The following is an 18735-nucleotide window of genomic DNA, read 5'->3' as shown; positions in this document are numbered from 1 at the left end:
CGTTCACCACGCCACGCTCCACACGCCCGGTCACAACCGTGCCGCGGCCCGAGATCGAGAACACGTCTTCGATCGGCATCAGGAACGGCTGGTCGACGGCACGGGCCGGCTGCGGGATGTATGCGTCCACGGCGGCCATCAGCTCGGCGATCTTGTCCTTGCCGATCGCGTCATCACGATCTTCCAGCGCGGCCAGGGCCGAACCGGCGATGATCGGGATGTCGTCGCCCGGGTAGTCGTAATCCGACAGCAGCTCGCGGACTTCCATCTCCACCAGCTCCAGCAGCTCCTCGTCGTCGACCTGGTCGACCTTGTTCAGGAACACCACCATCGCGGGAATGCCCACCTGGCGGCCCAGCAGGATGTGCTCGCGCGTCTGCGGCATCGGGCCGTCAGCCGCGTTCACCACCAGGATCGCGCCGTCCATCTGCGCGGCACCGGTGATCATGTTCTTCACGTAGTCCGCGTGCCCGGGGCAGTCGACGTGGGCATAGTGACGGTTCGCCGTCTCGTATTCCACGTGCGCGGTCGAGATCGTGATCCCGCGCGCCTTTTCCTCGGGGGCCGCGTCGATCTGGTCATAGGCCTTGAACTCGCCGAACTGCTTCGTGATCGCAGCCGTCAGCGTGGTCTTGCCGTGGTCGACGTGACCGATCGTGCCGATGTTGCAGTGCGGTTTCGACCGCTCAAACTTTGCCTTTGCCATTGTTCAAGGCGCCTCGTGGTTGGGGGGCCGGATGTCCCTATGACATGGCCCGTTTCGTCTCCGCGCGCCGTTTATTGACTCGCGCGGGGAAAATCAAGCGCAAGGCGTCGTGATCACCCGCCAGACGCGCTGCCTGCGGGGCCGATCACGTCCGGTTCCTCGATCGGGGCAAAGACCTGCGCCGCCGGAGAGGTCGCAGGCACCGCATTCGCCGGCGGGAGGGTCGATGTCACGGGGGCGGCCACGGGCGCGGTGACGGGGCCGGTGACGGGGCCGGCGACGGGGGCCGCCGCAGTGCCGGCCGCAGGCGCGGGTGCCGCGCCATCCCCGGCCGGAGCGGCCAGGGGCTGGGGCGCCCGGCCCGCCGGTTTCGGCGGCGGCATCTTGTCGGGCCCGAACCATTCGCGGTTCTCGACCAGGAAATTCTGGATCGCCTTGGCCGCGTTCATCGACAGGTTCTTCATCTGCTCTTCCTTGGACATGGTGTAACCCGTGCCCACCAGCGTGCCGCCGGAAAGGGATTCGAAGACGGTGATCTGCTTGGGTTTGTCGGTCAGCTTGCGGTTCTGCGCATCGTCCCAGACCGTCAGGTTGACGATCAGGATCGACTTGGGCGAAAGCACAAGCGGAATGCCGGGCTGGGCGATCACGTAACCTTCGACGCTGACGCCGATATGGTAGTAATTCGTGCCGTCATAGCGCCCGAACCGTTCGCCAATGGCGGATTTGAGCGAGGCGACCCATTCGTCCGGCGTGGCCTCGCGCGAGAGCGGACCCTTCTGTGCCTTGCTGGCGACAACGACGTTATGGCCGAGCAGGAAGTTCCCCAGATCGACGGGCGGCTCGTCCAGATCGGCCGAGTTCGTGCAGGCGGCCATCAGGGCAAGGGCGGCAACGATCAGATAACGCAAGTCCACGGTCCTTTTCTGCGGTCGGTCCCCGATACAGCATGGCCCGCCCTTTTGGCAATCACGAGGGCGTCATGCTGCGCCCGATCGCCGCTTGATCTTGGGTCAGCCCGCCGCCCGGACTATCTTGGCAGGGCAAGGAGCACATGCCCATGACAGTTCAGACCCTGACCCCCGCAGAGACGACCGCCCTGCCCGTCCGCGTCCCGCTGGTGACCCGCCCGCTGGGCCTGCTGGCGAGCCTGGGCGCGGCGCGCGAGAACCTGCTGTCGATCATCCCCGAAATCGCGGTGAAACAACCGATGGTCTCGGGCAAGACCGGGATGCGCTGGCATATGGTGATGGACCCGGGCGCGCTGCGCCGGGTCCTGCTGGAACGGACCGAGGACTATCCCAAGAGCCGGGCCACCAAGAACCTGCTGCGCCCGGCCATCGGCAACAGCCTCTTCGTCGCCGAGGGGGCGGACTGGCGCTGGCAGCGCCGCACGGTGGCGCCGGTGTTCACGCATCGCAACGTCTCGGCCCTGGCGCCGGTGATGAGCGCGGCGGCGGGGCGCGCCTGCGACCGGATCGCGGGGGCCGGGCCGCGGGCGGTCGACATGATGGACGAGATGACGCGCGCCACCTTCGACGTGATCGCCGAGGTGACCTTTTCCGGCGGCGGCACGGGGTTCGAGCGGGACACGGTGCACCGCGCCATCGACGGCTACATGGCTGCGGCGGGGCGGGTTTCGCTTTTCGACATGCTGGGGGTGCCGGACTGGATCCCGCGCCCGGGGCGGGTGCTGTCGGGACCGGCGATGGTCCGCATGCGCCAGGTCGCGGACGAGGCGATCGAGGCGCGCCGCGCGCGCGGCCCCGCGGGCGTGCCCGACCTGCTGGACCTGCTGCTGGCCGGGACCGATCCGGAAAGCGGGCGGCGGATGGACACTGCCGGGCTGCGCGACAACCTGCTGACCTTCATCGTCGCGGGGCATGAGACCACGGCGCTGACCCTGGCCTGGTCGCTCTACCTCTGCGCCTTCGACCCGGCGGTGCAGGAGGCGGCGGCAGAGGAGGCGCGGACGGTCCTCGGCGGGCGGCTGGCGGGGGCGGACGATGTGCCGAAGCTGGAGCAGGTCCGCCGGGTGGTGGACGAGGCGCTGCGGCTTTACCCCCCGGCGGCGATGGTATCGCGCACGGCGCGGGTGAAGGACGAGCTGGGCGGACGCGAGGTGCGGGCCGGGGACACGGTGATCCTGCCGATCTATGCGCTGCACCGGAACCGCCTGCTGTGGGAGGATGCGGATGCCTTCCGCCCCGACCGGTTCCTGGATCGCAAGGCCATCGACCGCTATGCCTACCTGCCCTTCGGCGACGGGCCGCGGATCTGCATCGGGGCGAGTTTCGCGGTGCAGGAGGCGGTGATCATCCTGGCGACGCTGCTGTCGCGGTTCCGGTTCCGCGCGGTGCCCGGGCGCGATCCGAAGCCGGTGATGATCCTGACGCTGCGGCCCGAGGGCGGGGTCTGGCTGGAGGCCGAGGCGCGGTGAGGCGCGGCCGGGCGGGGTGAGGCGGCTCCCGGCCCTTCGGTGGGGTAAGGCGGCTCCCTCCGGTCGGACATCAGGGGGGTCCGGCGGGGCGAGACAGGTCCGCTTGCGTAAGGGTAAAATCCGGACAGACCGCCCTGCCCCGGCGACGGGGAAAGGGGTCGGTATCGCTCTGCCCAGGCGGGCTGCGCGGGAGGTAGAGGTGGCAGGGGGCTGTCTGCCCCCATCGGCCTGCGGCCGATTCCCCCGAGGATATTTTGGGCCAGAGGAAGCAGGCGGGCTGCGCGCTGGCCCTGCGGGTCAGACCAGGGCGCCGGGCTGCGCCCTGCGGCCCGGTTTCGGGCATGCGCCCTGGGGGCCCGGTGTCGGGCATGCGCCCAGGGGCCCGGTGTCGGGCAAAGGGGATTGGGTGGGCCCGGCCCCGGGTCCGGGCGGCGCCTGGCGCGCCCGGGGCCCGGGGGCGGACAAAGGGGCCGGGGCGCGCCCGGCCCCTCGGGTCAGACGAAGGCCTGCAGGCCGGTCTGGGCGCGGCCCAGGATCAGGGCGTGCACGTCATGGGTGCCCTCGTAGGTGTTGACGGTTTCCAGGTTCGCGGCGTGGCGCATGACCTTGTAGCCGATCTGGATGCCGTTGCCGCCGTGCATGTCACGCGCCATCCGGGCGATATCCAGCGCCTTGCCGCAGTTGTTGCGCTTGATGATCGAGACCATCTCGGGCGCGGCCATCGCCTTGTCGAACAGCCGCCCGACGCGCAGCGCGGCCTGCAGGCCAAGCGCGATCTCGGTCTGCATGTCGGCCAGCTTCTTCTGGTAGAGCTGCGTGCCGGCAAGCGGCTTGCCGAACTGGGTCCGGTCCATCCCGTACTGGCGGGCCTGGTACCAGCAGTCCTCGGCCGCGCCCATCACGCCCCAGCCGATGCCGTAGCGCGCGCGGTTGAGGCAGCCGAAGGGGCCCTTGAGGCCGGAGACATGGGGCAGCAGCGCCTCTTCGCCGACCTCGACATTGTCCAGCACGATCTCGCCGGTGATCGAGGCGCGCAGCGACAGCTTGCCGCCGATCTTGGGCGCGCTCAGCCCCTTCATGCCCTTTTCCAGCACGAAGCCGCGGATCGCGCCGTCATGGGCGTCGGACTTGGCCCAGACCACGAAGACATCGGCGATCGGCGCGTTGGAAATCCACATCTTGGCGCCGTTGAGGACATAGCCGCCGTCACTCTTCCGGGCGCGGGTCTTCATGCCGCCCGGGTCGGAGCCGGCGTCGGGCTCGGTCAGGCCGAAGCAGCCGATCCATTCGCCCGAGGCGAGTTTCGGCAGATACTTGCGGCGCTGCTCCTCGGAGCCATAGGCGTAGATCGGATACATCACGAGCGAGGACTGCACCGAACACATCGAGCGGAAGCCGCTGTCCACCCGCTCGACCTCGCGCGCGACCAGGCCGTAGGAGACGTAATTCGCGCCGATCCCGCCGTATTCCTCGGGGACCGTCACGCCCAGGATGCCCTGTTCGCCCATCTCGGCGAAGATCTCGGGATCGACGCCTTCTTCCATGTACATCTGCTCGACCCGGGGGGCGAGCTTCTCCTGGCAGAAGCTGTGCGCGCTTTCCGCGATCATGCGCTCGTCCTCGTCCAGCTGGTCGGCCAGCAGGAAGGGGTCCTCCCACGAGAAGGAGGACATGTTGGGACGGTCCTTGTCCTTGATGAGCGGGCGTTCGGCGATGTTCATGGCGGTCCTCCGTGGCGGGCCTTTCGGCCCCTTGCAGTCGTTTCGAGCCAGAGACTAGCCGAGCGGCAGGTGAAAGGCTAACAAGGATTGGCGAAAGGTTGATGAGATTCACTCATCACAGGCGAGGTCATGCCGCAGTCATACATACCGACGATCCGCGAACTTGAAGCGTTCTGCGCATTGGCCCAGGCGGGCACCACCCATCTGGCGGCGCGCGCGCTGAACCTGACGCAATCCGCCGTCAGCCGCTCCATCGGCACGCTGGAGGACCGGCTGGGCGTTGCGCTCTTCCTGCGCGAGCGGCAGCGGATGGCCCTGTCGGACGCGGGCCGCGCCTTCCGCCCCGAGGCCGAGGCGCTGCTGGCGCGGCTGAACGAGGCGGCGGTGAGCGTGATGGCCTTTGGCGGGCAGTCGGCGGTGCTGCGCATGGCGGTGCTGCCGACCTTCGGCCGGGCCTGGCTGATCCCGCGGCTGGGGTCCTTCCTGTCGGCGGCGCCGGGCACCAGCGTCGACATGGCGGCGCGGCTGGACCCGGTGGATTTCCGCACCGAGCCGTTCGACCTGGCGATCCAGCGCAGCCAGCACCGCACCGGGGGCGCCAACCACCTGCATCTGCTGGACGAGACGATGGTGACCGTGGCCGCGCCCTCGCTGGTCGGGCGCGGGCATTTGCGCGACGAGGATCTGCTGGCCCTGCCCCTGCTGCAGCAGACCACCCGGCCCAGCCTGTGGCTGGACTGGTTCCGCCATGCCAGCCTGGACCCGCGCCGCATCCTGCGGGGCGCGCGGTTCGACCATTTCGACATGGTGATCGATGCGGCCATCGCCGGGCTGGGCGTGGCGCTGGTGCCCGAGATCCTGGCGCGCGAACCGCTGCGCGCGCGCCGGCTGGTCAAGGCGACGGAGCGCGAGCTGGAAACCGGGCAGGCCTATACGCTGATCTACCCGGACCGGGCGGAGGGGCTGGCGAGTTTCATCACCTTCCGCGCCTGGCTGGGGGCAGAGTTGCAAGGCATCTGGGCCTGACCTTGCAGGCCGTGCGGCCGATCGCCCGCGCAGGGCGGTGGGGTGTCACGATATGCTGCCCCGGCGGCCCCGGCGGCTTGGGCCCGCCGTGTCGCAGGGCGCTTGCACGATCGCGGCCCGGTCAGCCCGCCGGAAGCTCTTCGGCGAAATGGCAGGCGGCGTGGCGGCCGTTCGGCAAGAGGCGCAGCGCCGGGGCCTCGGCGCGGCAGCGATCCTGCGCGAAGGGGCAGCGCGGGTTGTAGTGACAGCCCGCGGGGGGATCGTAGGGCGACGGCACCTCGCCTTGGATCGGGGCGAAGCGCACGAGTTCCTCGCCATCCAGCACAAGCTCGGGGACCGAGGCCAGCAGCGCGCGGGTGTAGGGATGCGCGGGGCTGTCGAACACCGCGCCGGTTTCGCCCTCCTCGACGATGCGGCCAAGGTACATCACCGCCATGCGGTCGCAGATGTGACGCACCACGCTCAGATCGTGCGAGATGAAGACGCAGGTCAGCCCGAGGTCGCGCCGCAGGTCGAGGAACAGGTTGATGATCTGCGCCTGGATCGACACGTCGAGCGAGGCGACCGGCTCGTCACAGATCAGCAGGTCGGGCTGCATGGCCAGTGCGCGGGCGATGGCGATCCGCTGGCGCTGCCCGCCCGAAAACTGGTGCGGATAGCGCTCGGCCCAGGCCGGATCCAGCCCGACGCGGGCGAACCAGCCGGCGACATACTCCGCCGCCTGCGCCCGGGCGGTCAGCCCGTGGGCAATCGGGCCCTCGGCCACCGCCTCGCCCACCTTCATCCGGGGATCGAGGCTGGCAAACGGGTCCTGAAACACCGTCTGCACCCGGGTCGTGACCTTGTTCGTGCCCTGCATCACCGGCTGGCCGTCCAGCAGCACCGCCCCTTCGGACGGCGCGAGGATCCCGGCGATCACCCGGCCCAGGGTGGACTTCCCGCAGCCGGATTCCCCGACCAGGCCCAGGGTGCGCCCCTTTTCGACCGCCAGCGTCACGTCGTTCACGGCCTGCACCGCCCGGGTTTCGACATCGGCGCCCAGCCTGGCGGCGATCTTTTCGCCCAGGCTCAGGGTCGGGCCGAAGCGGCGGGTCACGCGGTCGACGCTCAGAAAGCTCATGCCGGGACACCCCCCACCGGATGGAAACAGGCCCAGCCCCGGGTGCCGTGTCGCTCCAGCACCGGCTCGGAGGTGCAGGCCTCGGTGGCATGGGTGCAGCGCGGGGCAAAGGGGCAGCCCGGCGGCAGCGACAGCAGCGAGGGCGTGGTGCCCGGGATCTGCGTCAGCGCCGTGCCGGGTTCGGCCATCGCGGGGAGCGAGGCGATCAGCCCCGCCGTATAGGGATGGCGCGGGTCGCGCAGGATGGCGGCGGTCGGCCCCTCTTCGACCACGCGGCCGGCGTACATGACCGCCAGCCGCGTCGCGAGCGAGGAGACCACCGCAAGGTCGTGCGAGATCCAGATCAGCGCCGTGCCCGTCTCGCGCGCGAGGTCGCGCATCGTGTGCAGGATCTGCGCCTGGATCGACACGTCGAGCGCGGTTGTCGGCTCGTCCGCGACGATGACCGAGGGGCTGTGCAGCAGGGCGATGGCGATGGCCACGCGCTGGCGCATCCCGCCCGAGAATTCGTGCGGATAGCTGCGCAGCCGGGCGCGGGGGGACGGGATGCCGACCTTGGCCAGCAGCTCCTCGGACCGGGTGACGGCGGCGCGCGGGCCGACCCTGCCATGCGCCTCAAGCGCCATGCGCATCTGCTGGCCGATGGTCAGCATCGGGTTCAGCGTGGCAATCGGGTCCTGAAAGACCATCGAGATCTCGCGCCCCCGCCGCTTGCGCAGGTCGCGGTCGGACATGCCGACCAGTTCCTTGCCATTCAGCCGGATCGAACCCTCGACGATGCGCCCCGGCGGGTCGACCAGCCCCAGCAGGGAAAACCCGGTGACCGTCTTGCCCGACCCGCTTTCGCCGACAAGGCCCAGGATTTCACCCTTTTCCAGCGTGAAGGACACGCCGTCGACGGCCTTGACCACCCCGGCGCGGGTGAAGAAATGCGTGCGCAGGTCGCGGACATCCAGCACGCTCATTTGCGCAGCCTCGGGTTGAACTGGTCGCGGATCTGGTCGCCAACGATGTTGATGGCCACGATCAGCACGATCAGCGCCACGCCCGGGTAGACCGAGATCCAGTAACGCCCCGACATCATGTAGGGAAACCCGTTTGAGATCAGCATGCCCAGCGACGGTTCGGTCACCGGCAGGCCGAGGCCGAGGAAGGACAGCGTCGCCTCAAGCGAGATCGAGTTGGCGATCTGAACCGTCGCCACCACGATCAGCGGCGGGGTGCAGTTCGGCAGCAGATGGCGCAGGATCACGCGGGAGGGCGCCAGCGGCGTGGCGCGGGCGGCCTCGATGTAATCCTTGCGCCGTTCCGATGTGGCCGCGCCATAGGCGGTGCGGGCGAAATAGGCGTATTGCGCGGCGACCAGCGCGCCGATCAGCTGCGCCTTGCCCTGCCCCAGCAGGGCCACCAGCACCAACGCCAGCAGGATCGCGGGAAAGCTGAGCTGCAGATCGACGACGCGCATGATCAGCATCTCGATCCGCCCGCCCGCATAGGCGGCCAGGATCCCCAGCGTTGCGCCGATGGTCAGCGCCACCAGCCCCGCGGCCAGCCCGATCTGGATCGAAATCCGCAGCCCGTAAAGGATCGCCGACAGCAGGTCGCGCCCCTGCGGATCGGTGCCCAGCAGGTGGGTATAGCCGCCCGACCCCACAAAGCCCGGCGGGCGGCGGGCGTCCATCAGCGACAGCCCGGTCATGTCATAGGGGTTCTGCGGCGTGATCAGCGGGGCAAAGACGGCCAGGAGCGAGACCAGGACCACCACGACCAGCGCGGCCAGGGCGATGCGGTTCTCGCGGAATTCGGCCCAGAACCGGCGCAGCAGCATCATGCCCGCGCCCCCGCCCGCACGCGCGGGTCGATCAGGGCAAAGACGAGGTCCACCGTGAAGTTGATCGTGACGAAGAGAAAGGCGACGAGGATCAGGTAGGCAACCATCACCGGCCGGTCCAGCACCGCGATCGAGTCGATGATCAGCTTGCCGACGCCGGGCCAGGAAAAGATCGTCTCGGTCACCACGGCAAAGGCGAGGGTCGAGCCGAGCTCCAGCCCGAAGACGGTGATGATCGGGATCGAGATCAGCTTCAGCAGGTGCCGGCGCAGGATCACGCTTTCGGAGATCCCGGCGGCGCGGGCAAACTTGATCGTGTCGGTCAGCATGATTTCCCGTGTTCCGGCGCGTGCCAGGCGGATCATCATCGCCAACTTGAACAGCGCGAGGTTGATCGCCGGCAGCACGATATGGCTCAGCCCGTCGAGCGTGAGGAAGGACCACGGCACGCCCAGCACCGTGACCGTGGCGCCCCGGCCCCCGGCGGGCAGCCAGCCGAGGTTCACCGCGAAGGTCAGGATCAGGATCAGCCCGACCCAGAACGACGGGACCGAAAAGCCCAGCACCGACACCGCCATGATGGTCTTGGCCAGCCACCCGTCGGGCCGGTAGCCCGCGTAGATGCCAAGCGACACGCCCAGCACCGTGGCGGTCAGCACCGAGGTCAGAACCAGCTCCAGCGTCGCGGGCAGCCGCCCGCCGATCAGGTCCAGCACCGGGATGTTGTAGACGAAGCTGCGCCCGAAATCGCCTTGCAGAAGGTTGCCGACAAACAGGAAATACTGTTCCCACAGCGGCTTATCGAGGCCCAGCTTGGCGATGGTCGCCGCGCGGATGTCCTGCGTCGCATCGGGGGGGATGACGATGTCGACCGGATTTCCGATGGCATAGACGCCGCAGAAGACGATCACCGACATCACCGCCATGACGACGACGGCCTGCAGAAAACGCTGGATCACGAAGCCGAGCATGGGAGGGGATATGTTCCGTGAGTGGTGGGGCCGGGCGACAGGCGCCGCCCGGCCGGATCGTCAGGACGCGGGCTTGATGAAAAAGGCCAGCGTGTCTTCGTCGAAGCGGGGGGTGAAGGCCAGCATGCCCGCCTTTGCGGCCCAGACCGTCTGCAGCTGCACGACCGAGATATAGGCCTTGTCCGCCATCACCTTGGCCATCGCCTCTTCATAGGTCGCGCGGCGCTGGTCTGCGTCGAGCATGGTTGCGCCCTCTTCCAGCAGCCTGTCCACATCCTCGTTCTTGTACTCGATGCGGTTGAAGGCGCCGAGCTTCACGTCGGGGTCGTTGCTGTGCGCCAGACCGCCGAGGGTGTAGGAGGCCTCGCCCGTCAGGGTGCCCCAGCCGTTCATGAACATCGAATATTCCAGCCGCGACTGCGCGGGGAAATACACGGTCTTGGAAACCGCGTTCACATTGGTGGTGATGCCGATCTGGCTGAACATCTGGCCCAGGCCCTGGCAGATCGCGCCATCGCCCGGCAGACGGTCGGAGGTGCAGTAGAGATCGACCTCGAACCCGTCGGGATAGCCCGCCTCGGTCAGCAGGTCCTTGGCCTTGGCCGGGTTGTATTCCGGCATCGGGATATCCGCGTTCGAGCCGAAGAAGCCGACCGGCATCATCTGGTTGGCGGGTTTGCCCAGCCCTTCCAGCACGATCTCGACCATGGTGTCGCGGTCGATGGCGGCGTCGATCGCCTCGCGCACCTTGATGTCGCGGAAGGGGTTGGCATCCAGCTTGGATCCGTCCTTGGCGCGCACCAGCGGCGTGTCCTCGCGCTGGTCCAGCTGCAGGTTCATGATGTAGACCGAGTCGCCCTTGATCGTGTCGACCGAGCTGTCGCGCTCAAGCGCCAGGTAATCCACCGACGAGACATAGTTGATCACGTCGACCTGCCCGGCCTTCAGCGCCGCCAGGCGTGAACTGTCGTTGGGCATCTCCTTGCGGATGACCTTTTCCCAGGCGCCTGCGCCGCGCCAGTAGTCGTCGAACCGCTCCAGCACCAGGTCGCCCTTGGGCTCCCAGCTGACAAACTTGTAGGGGCCGGTGCCGATGGTCGCCATGCCCGAGTTGAAGCCCTCGGCCGCGGTTTCCGGGGTCGAGTAATCCGCCGCCGCCTCGGACGAGACGATGAACAGGCGGACGAAGTCATAGGGCAGCGTGGCCGCCGGACCGTCGGTGTGGATCAGCATCGTCAGGGGGTCGACGATTTCGACCTCCTTGACGCGGCGGACGTAGATCGTGGTGGTCGTGGGGCCCGAGACGACGGGGATCCGCTCGATCGAGAATTTCACATCCTCGGCGTCGAAATCGCTGCCGTCGTGGAATTTCACGCCTTCGCGCAGCTTGAATTCCCAGGTGTCCTCGTCCACCGGCTCCCAGCTGACAGCCAGGCCCGGTTCGATCTGCAGGTCATCGCCCGACCAGACCAGCGTGTCGAAGATGTGCTTGGCCGCTTCGGCATGAGAGCCGAGCGCCGAGAAATGGGGGTCGAGCGACTCGGGGCCGCCGCGCACGCCCATGGTCAGGGTCTGGGCCGAAGCGGCACCCGCCGCCAGCATCCCCAGAGCGACCGCCGCGGGCCGCAGAAGTGCCATGTGTTTCATCGTTTGCCATCCTGTTGGTTCGCGTCCCTTTTCGGCACCTTCACCCTTTTTGCGGCTCAGGTTCCATTTGGAACTTGCATGATCAGGATGGGCAGACGTAGTCTTCAGGTCAAGTTCAATTTGGAACTTGCCCCGGTGGACAGGGGCAAACGAGGGCAAAGTGGCCAGGGACGACGGCGAAAATTTGGGCAGCGAGGCAGCGGCGCCGGGGGCAGAGATGTTCGATGCCAAGCTGGACCGGAACCCGTGCCCGTTTGCCTTTCGCATGAATTACATGGCCCTGCTCTACAACGTGCCGCTCTATGGCTGGATCAAGCGCGACTACGGGCTCAGCCGGCCGGAATATGTGGTGCTCTATTCGCTGGCGATCACCGGGGGCGGGTCCTCGCGGGACATCTCGCTGACCTCGGGCTTTCCCAAGAACACGCTCAGCCGGGCGATCTCGCGGCTGGAATCGCTGGGGCTGATCCAGCGCGGCGATCCCGAACCCGGGTCCGGCCGGCTGCAGCCGCTGACCCTGTCAGGCCAGGGCTGGGCGCTCTACAACGAGACGCTGCCCGCCTTCGAGGCGCAGGAACTCCGAATGCTCGACGTGCTGGATGCCCCGGAGCGTGACACGCTCTTCCGCCTGATGTCGAAAGTGGTACGCGGGTCGGCCGATTGGGTCGACACGCCGCTGAAGGAAATGGACACGCCGGGATCCGCGGCGGCCAGAGCGCGCCGGAAAGGGAAGAAGGCCAGATGAAGATATCCGAGATGAACTGGCAGGAGGCCGAGGCCGCCGCCGCCCGGGACCCGCGCTGCATCTTCCCCATCGGTTCGACCGAACAGCACGCGCAGCTGTCGCTGTGCACCGATGCGATCCTGGCCGAAAAGGTCTCGCTCGAAGCGGCCGAACCGCTTGGCATCCCGGTCTTCCCGGTCATGCCTTACGGCCTTGCACCCTATTTTGCCGCCTACCCCGGCACCGTGACGCTGAAGGTCGAAACCCTGATGGCGGTGGCGCGCGATGTGCTGGCCTCGATCCGCCGGTCGGGATTCCGCCAGATCCTCATCGTGAACGGCCACGGCGGCAACAACCCGGTCGGCGCGCTGGCGCAGGAGCTGATGGCGGACTGGGGCGATGTCTCGATCAAGTTCCACAACTGGTGGAACGCGCCCAGGACATGGGCCATCGGGCAAGGCATAGACACCACCGGGCTGCATGCGAACTGGATGGAAAACTTCCCCTGGACCCGCCTGCCCCACGCCCCCGCACCCGAGGGCGAAAAGCCGATGGTCGACCTTGGGCTGATGAAGTCCGCGCCGCCCGCCGTGGTCAGGGACCTGCTGGGCGATGGCTCTTTCGGGTCGAAATGGCAGCGCCCCGACGCCGACATGCAGGCGATCTGGGACGCCGGTGTGGCCGAGGTGCGCGAGGCGCTGGAAGGTCCGTGGGCCCCAACCGGAACCGGGGCTGCATCTTGAGCGACGAGATCCTGATCTGGGGCGCCGGGGCCATCGGGGGCATCCTGGGCGCCTACTGGGCCCGCGCGGGCGTGCCGGTCAAGATGGTCGATATCGTGGCCGAACATGCCGCGGCCTGTTCCACCACCGGGCTGAGCATCGAGGGTCCGGTCGAGGAATTCACCCAGGTGGTCCCCACCGTCACCCCGGATGAGCTGACCGGCACCTACAGTCGCATCGTGCTGGCGGTAAAGGCCCATGCGACCGAACCCGCGCTGGACGCGCTGCTGCCGCATCTGGCCGATGACGGAGTCATCCTGTCGGCGCAGAACGGCCTCAACGAACGCACCATCGCCGCCCGCGCCGGGGCCGCGCGCACGATGGGCGCCTTTGTCAATTACGGCGCCGACTGGCATGGGCCGGGGCGCATCCTGTTCGGCAACCGGGGCGCCGTCGTGGTGGGCGAGATCGACGGAGAGATCCGCGACCGCACCCGCGAGATGCACCGCCTGCTGCAAATCTTCGAACCCGATGCCGTGCTGACCACGGGGATATGGAACTATCTCTGGGGCAAGCTCGGCTACGGGGCCCAGCTCTTTGCCACCGCCCTGACGCCGGACAGCATGACCGCCAACTTCGCCGACCCTTCACGCGGACCGGTGCTGATTGCCCTGGCGAGAGAGGTCATGGCGGTGGCAAAGGCAGAAGGGATCGAACCCGAACCTTTCAACGGGTTCGATCCCGCAGCCTACATGCCCGGCGCGCCCGATGCGGCGGCCGCCAGGAGCATTGCGGATCTGGCCGAGTTCAACTCCAGAACCGCCAAGACCCACAGCGGCATCTGGCGCGACCTGGCCGTGCGCAAGCGCAAGACCGAGGTCGACCCCCAGATCGGCGTGATCTCGGAAATCGCCGCGACCCACGGGATGAAGACGCCGATGATCGACCGCCTTGTCGCCCTGATCCACGAGATCGAGGACGGCACACGCCCGATGTCCGCTGACACCTTCGCCGCCCTGGCCGAAGCGATGCCGGGGGGCCGCGCATGAGCCGCGTGGCGCTTGTCACCGGCGTGGTCGGCGGGATCGGTCAGGCCATCGCACGACGCCTGGCCGCCGAAGGGCATCGCGTGGTGGTCACCGACCTGCCCGGCCCGGCGCTGGATGCCGCCGCCGGAGCGCTCGGCCTGCCCGCCATCGGCGCGGATCTGGGCGACAGGGCCCAGGTGCAGGCGCTGATCCGGCGCATCGCGCAAGACCACGGGACGGTCCAGATACTTGCCAGCGCCGCGGGTGGCGTGCGCGGGCAGGTCGGGCGTCCCATCGGGGAAGTCTCCGAAGACGACTGGCGCGTCATTTTCGCGGCCAATGTCGATTCGGTTTTCTTCCTCGCCCAGTCCGTCGCCGAGGGGATGCGAGCGACGGGCTGGGGCCGAATCGTGACGATCTCAAGCGGCGCCGGGCTCAGGCCCAGCCTGACGGGGATCCAGGCCTATACCGCGGCCAAGCACGCGCTTGTGGGGCTGACGAAACAGCTCTCGCTCGACCTCGGGCGTTACGGGATCACGGTGAATTCCATCGCCCCCGGCTTTGTCCGGTCGAACCCGGCGACGGAACGCCAGTGGGAGGCCTTGGGCGAGGATGGCCAGCAGGCCCTGATCGCCCGCATCCACACCCGCCGCCTGGGACGGCCCGAGGATATCGCCGCCGCCGCCGCCTTTCTCACCGGGGAAGAGGCCGGGTGGATCAGCTCTCAAATCCTGTCCGTCGATGGAGGCGTCGCATGACCGATTCCGTTCTGGATCACGCCCTGCTGGGGCTGGACCGTTTGCAATCCGACATCGCGGCCCTGGTCGCCGCCGAATCCGTGGGGGCCGATCCGGCCCGCGCCGACGGGATGGAGGCCGCCCGCCTGCTGCTGGAAAACCGCCTGAAGGGCGCGGGCTACAGCGGCATCACCCGGCTGACGCCGGCGGACGGCTCGGGCCAGCCGGCGATCTATGCCGAACAGCTCGACGCACCCGGCGCGCCGACGCTGCTGATCTATGGCCATTACGACGTGCAGCCGCCCGAACCGCTCGACGCCTGGGACTCGCCCGCCTTCGCGCTGACCGAACGCGACGGGCGGCTCTACGGGCGGGGCGCATCCGACGACAAGGGGCCGATGCTGATCGCCCTCGCCGCGCTGGAGGCCTTCCTGGATGTCGAAGGCCGCCTGCCGGTCAACGTCAAGCTGCTGCTGGAGGGGGAGGAGGAGACCGGTTCGCCCTCCCTGCCCGGCATCCTCGACAGCCATGCCGAACTGCTGGCCGCCGATGCGGTTCTGTCGGCGGATGGCGGGCGCTGGCGGGCGGATCTCGTCTCGCTCACCACCGGGTCGCGCGGCTCGGCCGGGTTCGATATCTCGCTGACCACCGCCGGCAAGGACCTGCATTCGGGCCGCTATGGCGGCGCGGTGCCGAACGCCCTGCATGCGATGGCGCGGCTGCTGTCGTCGCTGCACGATGCCGAGGGGCGGATCGTAGTGGCCGGGTTCCTCGACGGCGTGGCCCTGCCCACGCCCGAGGAAGCCGGGGCAATGGCCGCGATCCCCTTCGACGAGGCCGCATTCTTTGCCCCGCTCGGCACGGTGCCCTATGGCGAGCCGGGATTCTCGACGCTCGACCGGCTGTGGATGCGCCCCACGGTCGAGGTGAACGGCATGTGGGGCGGGCATACCGGCGCCGGGTCCAAGACCGTGATCGCGCATCAGGCCCATGCCAAGCTGACCATGCGCCTTGTGCCCGGGCAGGACCCGAAGCGGGCGATGGAGGCGGTGCAGGCGCATCTCAGGGCGATGACCCCGGCGGGCGCGCAACTGCGCATCCACAGTGTCCGGGGCCTGTCCGCCGCCTATGCCGTGCCGGATGCGCATCCGCTGCTGGCGGCCGCCTCGGCGGCGCTGGAGGCCACCACCGGCCAGCACCCGGTGCGGGTGCGCATGGGGGCGACCCTGCCGCTGACCGGGCAGATCCACGACGCGCTCGGGATCGACACGGTGATGTTCTCGTTCTCGACCTCGGACGAGGATTACCACGCCCCGAACGAGTTCCTGCGCAAATCCGCCCTGCCCGACGGGCTGGCGGCCTGGATCGACCTGCTGCGCCGGGTCGGCAAACAGAAGACCAGGGATTACGGCCCGTACCGCACCGGGCGGAAGTGACCACCGCGCCCCTGCCCGCGCTGAACGACAACCGGCGCGGCGCCCTGCTGCTGGTGGCCGCCGCCGGTATCTTCACCGCCGAGGTCACCGCCGTGCGCCTTTTGGGCGACAGGGCAAGCAGCGGGCAGATCGTGTTCTTTCGCGGCTTCGCGCAGCTGATCGTCGTCGGCACCTGGATCGCCTTGCGCGATCCGGGCCTGCTGCGCACCGCACGCCCCGGGCTGCATCTGCTGCGCGGGCTGACCAGCCTGCTGTGCTGGCTGCTCTACTTCCGCAGCTTTCAGCTGCTGGACCTGTCGCTGGCCACCACGCTGACCTTCACCACCTCGCTCTTCACCGTGGCGCTGGCGCCGCTGGTGCTGGGCGAACGGGTCGGCCTGGCCAACTGGGTGCTGACGGCGCTTGGCTTTGGCGGTGTGGCGCTGGCCGCCGGGGCCACAGGGCTCAGCGCCGATCCGGCGATCCTGCTCGGGCTGGCGGCCGCCGCGGCGGCGGCGGTGCTGGTGTTCCTGAACCGCATCCTGTCACGGACCGAGAACACCGCCACCATCATGTTCTGGATCTCGGTGGTGGCCTGCCTGGGCACCGCGCCGGTGGCGGCGCTCGACTGGCAGCCGATCGGCCTGCCCGCGCTGCTGTTGCTGTCGGCGGCGGGCATCTGCGGTACCCTGGGCATGCTGCTGACGATCGAGGCCTACCGCGTGGGTGAGGTCGCGCCCCTCGCCCCCTTCCCCTACACCCGCATCGTCTTTGCCGTGGCGGTCGGGGCGGCGCTGTTCGGGGAATGGCCCACGGCGCGGAGCCTGCTGGGCATCGCGATCATCACCGGCTGCGCGCTGGCGGTGCGGCACCGGCGTTAGGGCCAGCCCGCCCCCCGGCCAGCCCGCCCCGGGATCGCGCCCAGATCCGCCGTCATGCTTTCGGTCATCGCTGCCTTCCGCCCATCCGTGTGACCCTACGAACGCAACTTGTAGGGGCGGAACACAGGATCTAGGCTCAACCTGCGGCATCGTTCCGTGTCGCCCGGCAGGACTGCGCCGGGCCCGCACAGTGCCGCGCAGAGGGAGGAGGAACCATATGCTGACAGACCCTGGACGGCACCTGGCCGACAGCGTGTCGCGCCTGGCCGATTGCCTGGCCCATTGGGCCGCCGTCGCGCCCGATCATCCGGCCCTGCTGCACGAGGGGCAGAGCTTCGATTACGCGGCGCTGGACGCGGCGGTCTCGGAAACCGCCGAACGGCTTGAGACGCGCGGCCTGCGACCCGGCGACCGGCTGTTCATCGTGGGCGAGAACACACCCGCCACTGTCATGCTGGTGCTGGCGGGCAATCGCGCGGGCGGCGTCGTCTCGGTGGTGAACGGCCGCATGGCGGATAGCGAAATCCGCACCCTGCACGATTTCGCCGACCCGCGCATCGCCGCCTTTGCCTGCGACGGCTCGGCCGCCGCCACCGCCCATGCCCGGGCCCTGGGGGCCGAAGGCGACGGGCCGATCCGGCTGGGCCAGACGCGCGACAGCCTGCCGGAACCGCGCGGACAGGATCCCCGGCGCGATACGGCGCTGATCATGTTCACCTCGGGCACCACGGGGCGGCCCAAGGGCGTGATGCTGTCCAACGCCTGCCTGCTGGACCAGGCCAAGTCCCAGTGCATCGCCCGCGCGCTGACGCCGGCGGACACGCTCTACGCCGTCTCTCCTCTCAGCCACAACATCGGGCTGGTGGGCAATGTGCTGGCCGCGTTCGCCGCCGGGTGCCGCACGGTGCTACCGATCCGCCACGATGCCGGCTACCTGGCCCGGATGCTGGCCGAAGGCGAGATCACGGTGATTGTCGGTGTGCCCCAGCTCTATGCCGGGCTGGTGGAACATGCGGTGCGCGAGGGGATGACTTTCGACGGTGCGCGGCTGCGGGTGGCCGGCTCCGGCGGCGCCCCGCTGGACCCTGCGCTCAAGGAGCGGGTGCGCGGCCTGCTGGGCGTGAACCTCTCCAACGGCTATGGCGCGACGGAATTCGTGCCCGTCTCGCGCACGCCGCTGCACCTGCTCGACCGAGAGCTGGCCGCCAATGTGGTCGGCGTGCCCAGCGAGGGGGTGGAGCTGCGCATCGTCGATGCCGACGGCACCGACCGGCCCGAGGGCGAGGCGGGGGAAATCTGGGTGCGCGGCCCGTTCATGATGCAGGGCTATTTCCGCAATGCCGAGGCGACGGACGAGGTGATGCGCCCCGGCGGCTGGCTGGCCACCGGCGATATCGGAGAGTTCCGCGACGGGCTGCTCTCGATCGTCGGGCGGCAGAAAGAGATCATCATCCGCTCGGGCTTCAACGTCTATCCCACGGATGTCGAGGCGGCGCTGTCCACGCATCCCGATGTCTCGGCCGTCGCCGTGGTGGGCCGCCCGGTTCAGGGAAACGAGGAAATCGTGGCCTATGTCACCGCCCTGCCCGGCCGCAGCCTGGACCCGCAGGCGCTGCGGGATTTCGTCCGGCCGGTGTTGACCGCCTACAAGATCCCGTCGGAAATCGTGGTGCTGGACGTCATGCCCGTCGGCCCCACGGGCAAGATCCTCAAGGCCGCCCTGAAGACTCGCGCCTGATCCCGCCCCCCAAGCGCCGCCTGCCGCA

17 protein-coding genes are annotated in these 18735 nt (G+C 68.8%); 9 read left to right on the top strand and 8 right to left on the bottom strand.

The features are described from left to right. Together GLS40_RS14885 and GLS40_RS14880 are read right to left on the bottom strand one after the other, a co-directional pair. A partial coding sequence (locus GLS40_RS14885; RefSeq protein ID WP_160383531.1) for a GTP-binding protein occupies positions 1 to 706 on the bottom strand: 706 nt, incomplete at its 3' end. 113 nt (positions 707 to 819) lie between these two features. Next, positions 820 to 1623 (bottom strand): hypothetical protein, encoded by an 804-nt coding sequence (locus tag GLS40_RS14880; protein ID WP_328598912.1) that lies wholly within the window; start codon positions 1621 to 1623, stop codon positions 820 to 822. A gap of 143 nt (positions 1624 to 1766) precedes the next feature. Here GLS40_RS14880 and GLS40_RS14875 point away from each other — a divergent pair, with 143 nt between their 5' ends. Further along, positions 1767 to 3146, top strand: a complete 1380-nt coding sequence (locus tag GLS40_RS14875) for a cytochrome P450 (protein ID WP_160383530.1) — start codon at positions 1767 to 1769, stop codon at positions 3144 to 3146. A gap of 494 nt (positions 3147 to 3640) precedes the next feature. Here GLS40_RS14875 and GLS40_RS14870 read toward each other — a convergent pair whose 3' ends face one another. Next, positions 3641 to 4867 carry an acyl-CoA dehydrogenase gene (locus GLS40_RS14870; protein ID WP_202076194.1) on the bottom strand — a complete coding sequence of 409 codons (1227 nt, stop codon included), beginning with the start codon at positions 4865 to 4867 and terminating at the stop codon, positions 3641 to 3643. Between the two features lie 129 nt (positions 4868 to 4996). On the opposite strand from GLS40_RS14870, the gene GLS40_RS14865 reads away from it, so the two are divergent. Then, complete coding sequence (locus tag GLS40_RS14865) at positions 4997 to 5893, top strand: LysR family transcriptional regulator (RefSeq protein ID WP_160383529.1); 897 nt, start codon at positions 4997 to 4999, stop codon at positions 5891 to 5893. A gap of 121 nt (positions 5894 to 6014) precedes the next feature. Here GLS40_RS14865 and GLS40_RS14860 read toward each other — a convergent pair whose 3' ends face one another. Genes GLS40_RS14860 through GLS40_RS14840 form a run of 5 tightly spaced genes read right to left on the bottom strand, consistent with a single transcriptional unit; the run spans position 6015 to position 11462 of the window. Beyond that, complete coding sequence (locus GLS40_RS14860; protein WP_160383528.1) at positions 6015 to 7013, bottom strand: ABC transporter ATP-binding protein; 999 nt, start codon at positions 7011 to 7013, stop codon at positions 6015 to 6017. After that, positions 7010 to 7978, bottom strand: coding sequence for an ABC transporter ATP-binding protein (locus GLS40_RS14855; protein WP_160383527.1), 969 nt, complete (start codon positions 7976 to 7978; stop codon positions 7010 to 7012). The genes GLS40_RS14860 and GLS40_RS14855 overlap by 4 nt, the downstream gene beginning before the upstream one ends. Further along, positions 7975 to 8844 carry an ABC transporter permease gene (locus GLS40_RS14850; RefSeq protein ID WP_160383526.1) on the bottom strand — a complete coding sequence of 290 codons (870 nt, stop codon included), beginning with the start codon at positions 8842 to 8844 and terminating at the stop codon, positions 7975 to 7977. The genes GLS40_RS14855 and GLS40_RS14850 overlap by 4 nt, the downstream gene beginning before the upstream one ends. Further along, positions 8841 to 9815: an ABC transporter permease gene (locus GLS40_RS14845; RefSeq protein ID WP_160383525.1), complete on the bottom strand. Its 975-nt coding sequence runs from the start codon at positions 9813 to 9815 to the stop codon at positions 8841 to 8843. Before GLS40_RS14845 ends, GLS40_RS14850 begins: the two co-directional genes overlap by 4 nt. Before the next feature lie 60 nt (positions 9816 to 9875). Then, on the bottom strand, positions 9876 to 11462 hold the full coding sequence (locus tag GLS40_RS14840) for an ABC transporter substrate-binding protein (protein WP_160383524.1): 1587 nt from the start codon (positions 11460 to 11462) through the stop codon (positions 9876 to 9878). Positions 11463 to 11679: 217 nt separating this feature from the next. Between GLS40_RS14840 and GLS40_RS14835 the strand changes: the two genes are divergently transcribed. From GLS40_RS14835 to GLS40_RS14805, 7 genes are all read left to right on the top strand, one after another. Beyond that, complete coding sequence (locus tag GLS40_RS14835) at positions 11680 to 12207, top strand: MarR family winged helix-turn-helix transcriptional regulator (protein WP_202076192.1); 528 nt, start codon at positions 11680 to 11682, stop codon at positions 12205 to 12207. Further along, positions 12204 to 12929 (top strand): creatininase family protein, encoded by a 726-nt coding sequence (locus tag GLS40_RS14830; protein WP_160383523.1) that lies wholly within the window; start codon positions 12204 to 12206, stop codon positions 12927 to 12929. The genes GLS40_RS14835 and GLS40_RS14830 overlap by 4 nt, the downstream gene beginning before the upstream one ends. Then, the gene (locus tag GLS40_RS14825) at positions 12926 to 13957 is read left to right on the top strand and encodes a ketopantoate reductase family protein (RefSeq protein ID WP_160383522.1); all 1032 of its coding nucleotides are present in this window, start codon (positions 12926 to 12928) and stop codon (positions 13955 to 13957) included. Before GLS40_RS14830 ends, GLS40_RS14825 begins: the two co-directional genes overlap by 4 nt. Further along, on the top strand, positions 13954 to 14694 hold the full coding sequence (locus GLS40_RS14820; protein ID WP_160383521.1) for an SDR family NAD(P)-dependent oxidoreductase: 741 nt from the start codon (positions 13954 to 13956) through the stop codon (positions 14692 to 14694). Before GLS40_RS14825 ends, GLS40_RS14820 begins: the two co-directional genes overlap by 4 nt. Then, on the top strand, positions 14691 to 16109 hold the full coding sequence (locus GLS40_RS14815; RefSeq protein ID WP_160383520.1) for a M20/M25/M40 family metallo-hydrolase: 1419 nt from the start codon (positions 14691 to 14693) through the stop codon (positions 16107 to 16109). The genes GLS40_RS14820 and GLS40_RS14815 overlap by 4 nt, the downstream gene beginning before the upstream one ends. Beyond that, the gene (locus tag GLS40_RS14810) at positions 16106 to 16969 is read left to right on the top strand and encodes a DMT family transporter (RefSeq protein ID WP_328598911.1); all 864 of its coding nucleotides are present in this window, start codon (positions 16106 to 16108) and stop codon (positions 16967 to 16969) included. The genes GLS40_RS14815 and GLS40_RS14810 overlap by 4 nt, the downstream gene beginning before the upstream one ends. Before the next feature lie 217 nt (positions 16970 to 17186). Next, positions 17187 to 18707: a class I adenylate-forming enzyme family protein gene (locus GLS40_RS14805; protein ID WP_160383519.1), complete on the top strand. Its 1521-nt coding sequence runs from the start codon at positions 17187 to 17189 to the stop codon at positions 18705 to 18707. The last annotated feature ends 28 nt before the right edge of the window (positions 18708 to 18735 follow it).

The organism is Pseudooceanicola pacificus (assembly GCF_009789075.1).
GTDB classification, from domain to species: Bacteria; Pseudomonadota; Alphaproteobacteria; order Rhodobacterales; family Rhodobacteraceae; genus Pseudooceanicola; species Pseudooceanicola pacificus.
The sequence above is the reverse complement of the archived record's forward strand: the minus strand, read 5'-3'. Positions and strand labels throughout refer to the sequence as shown.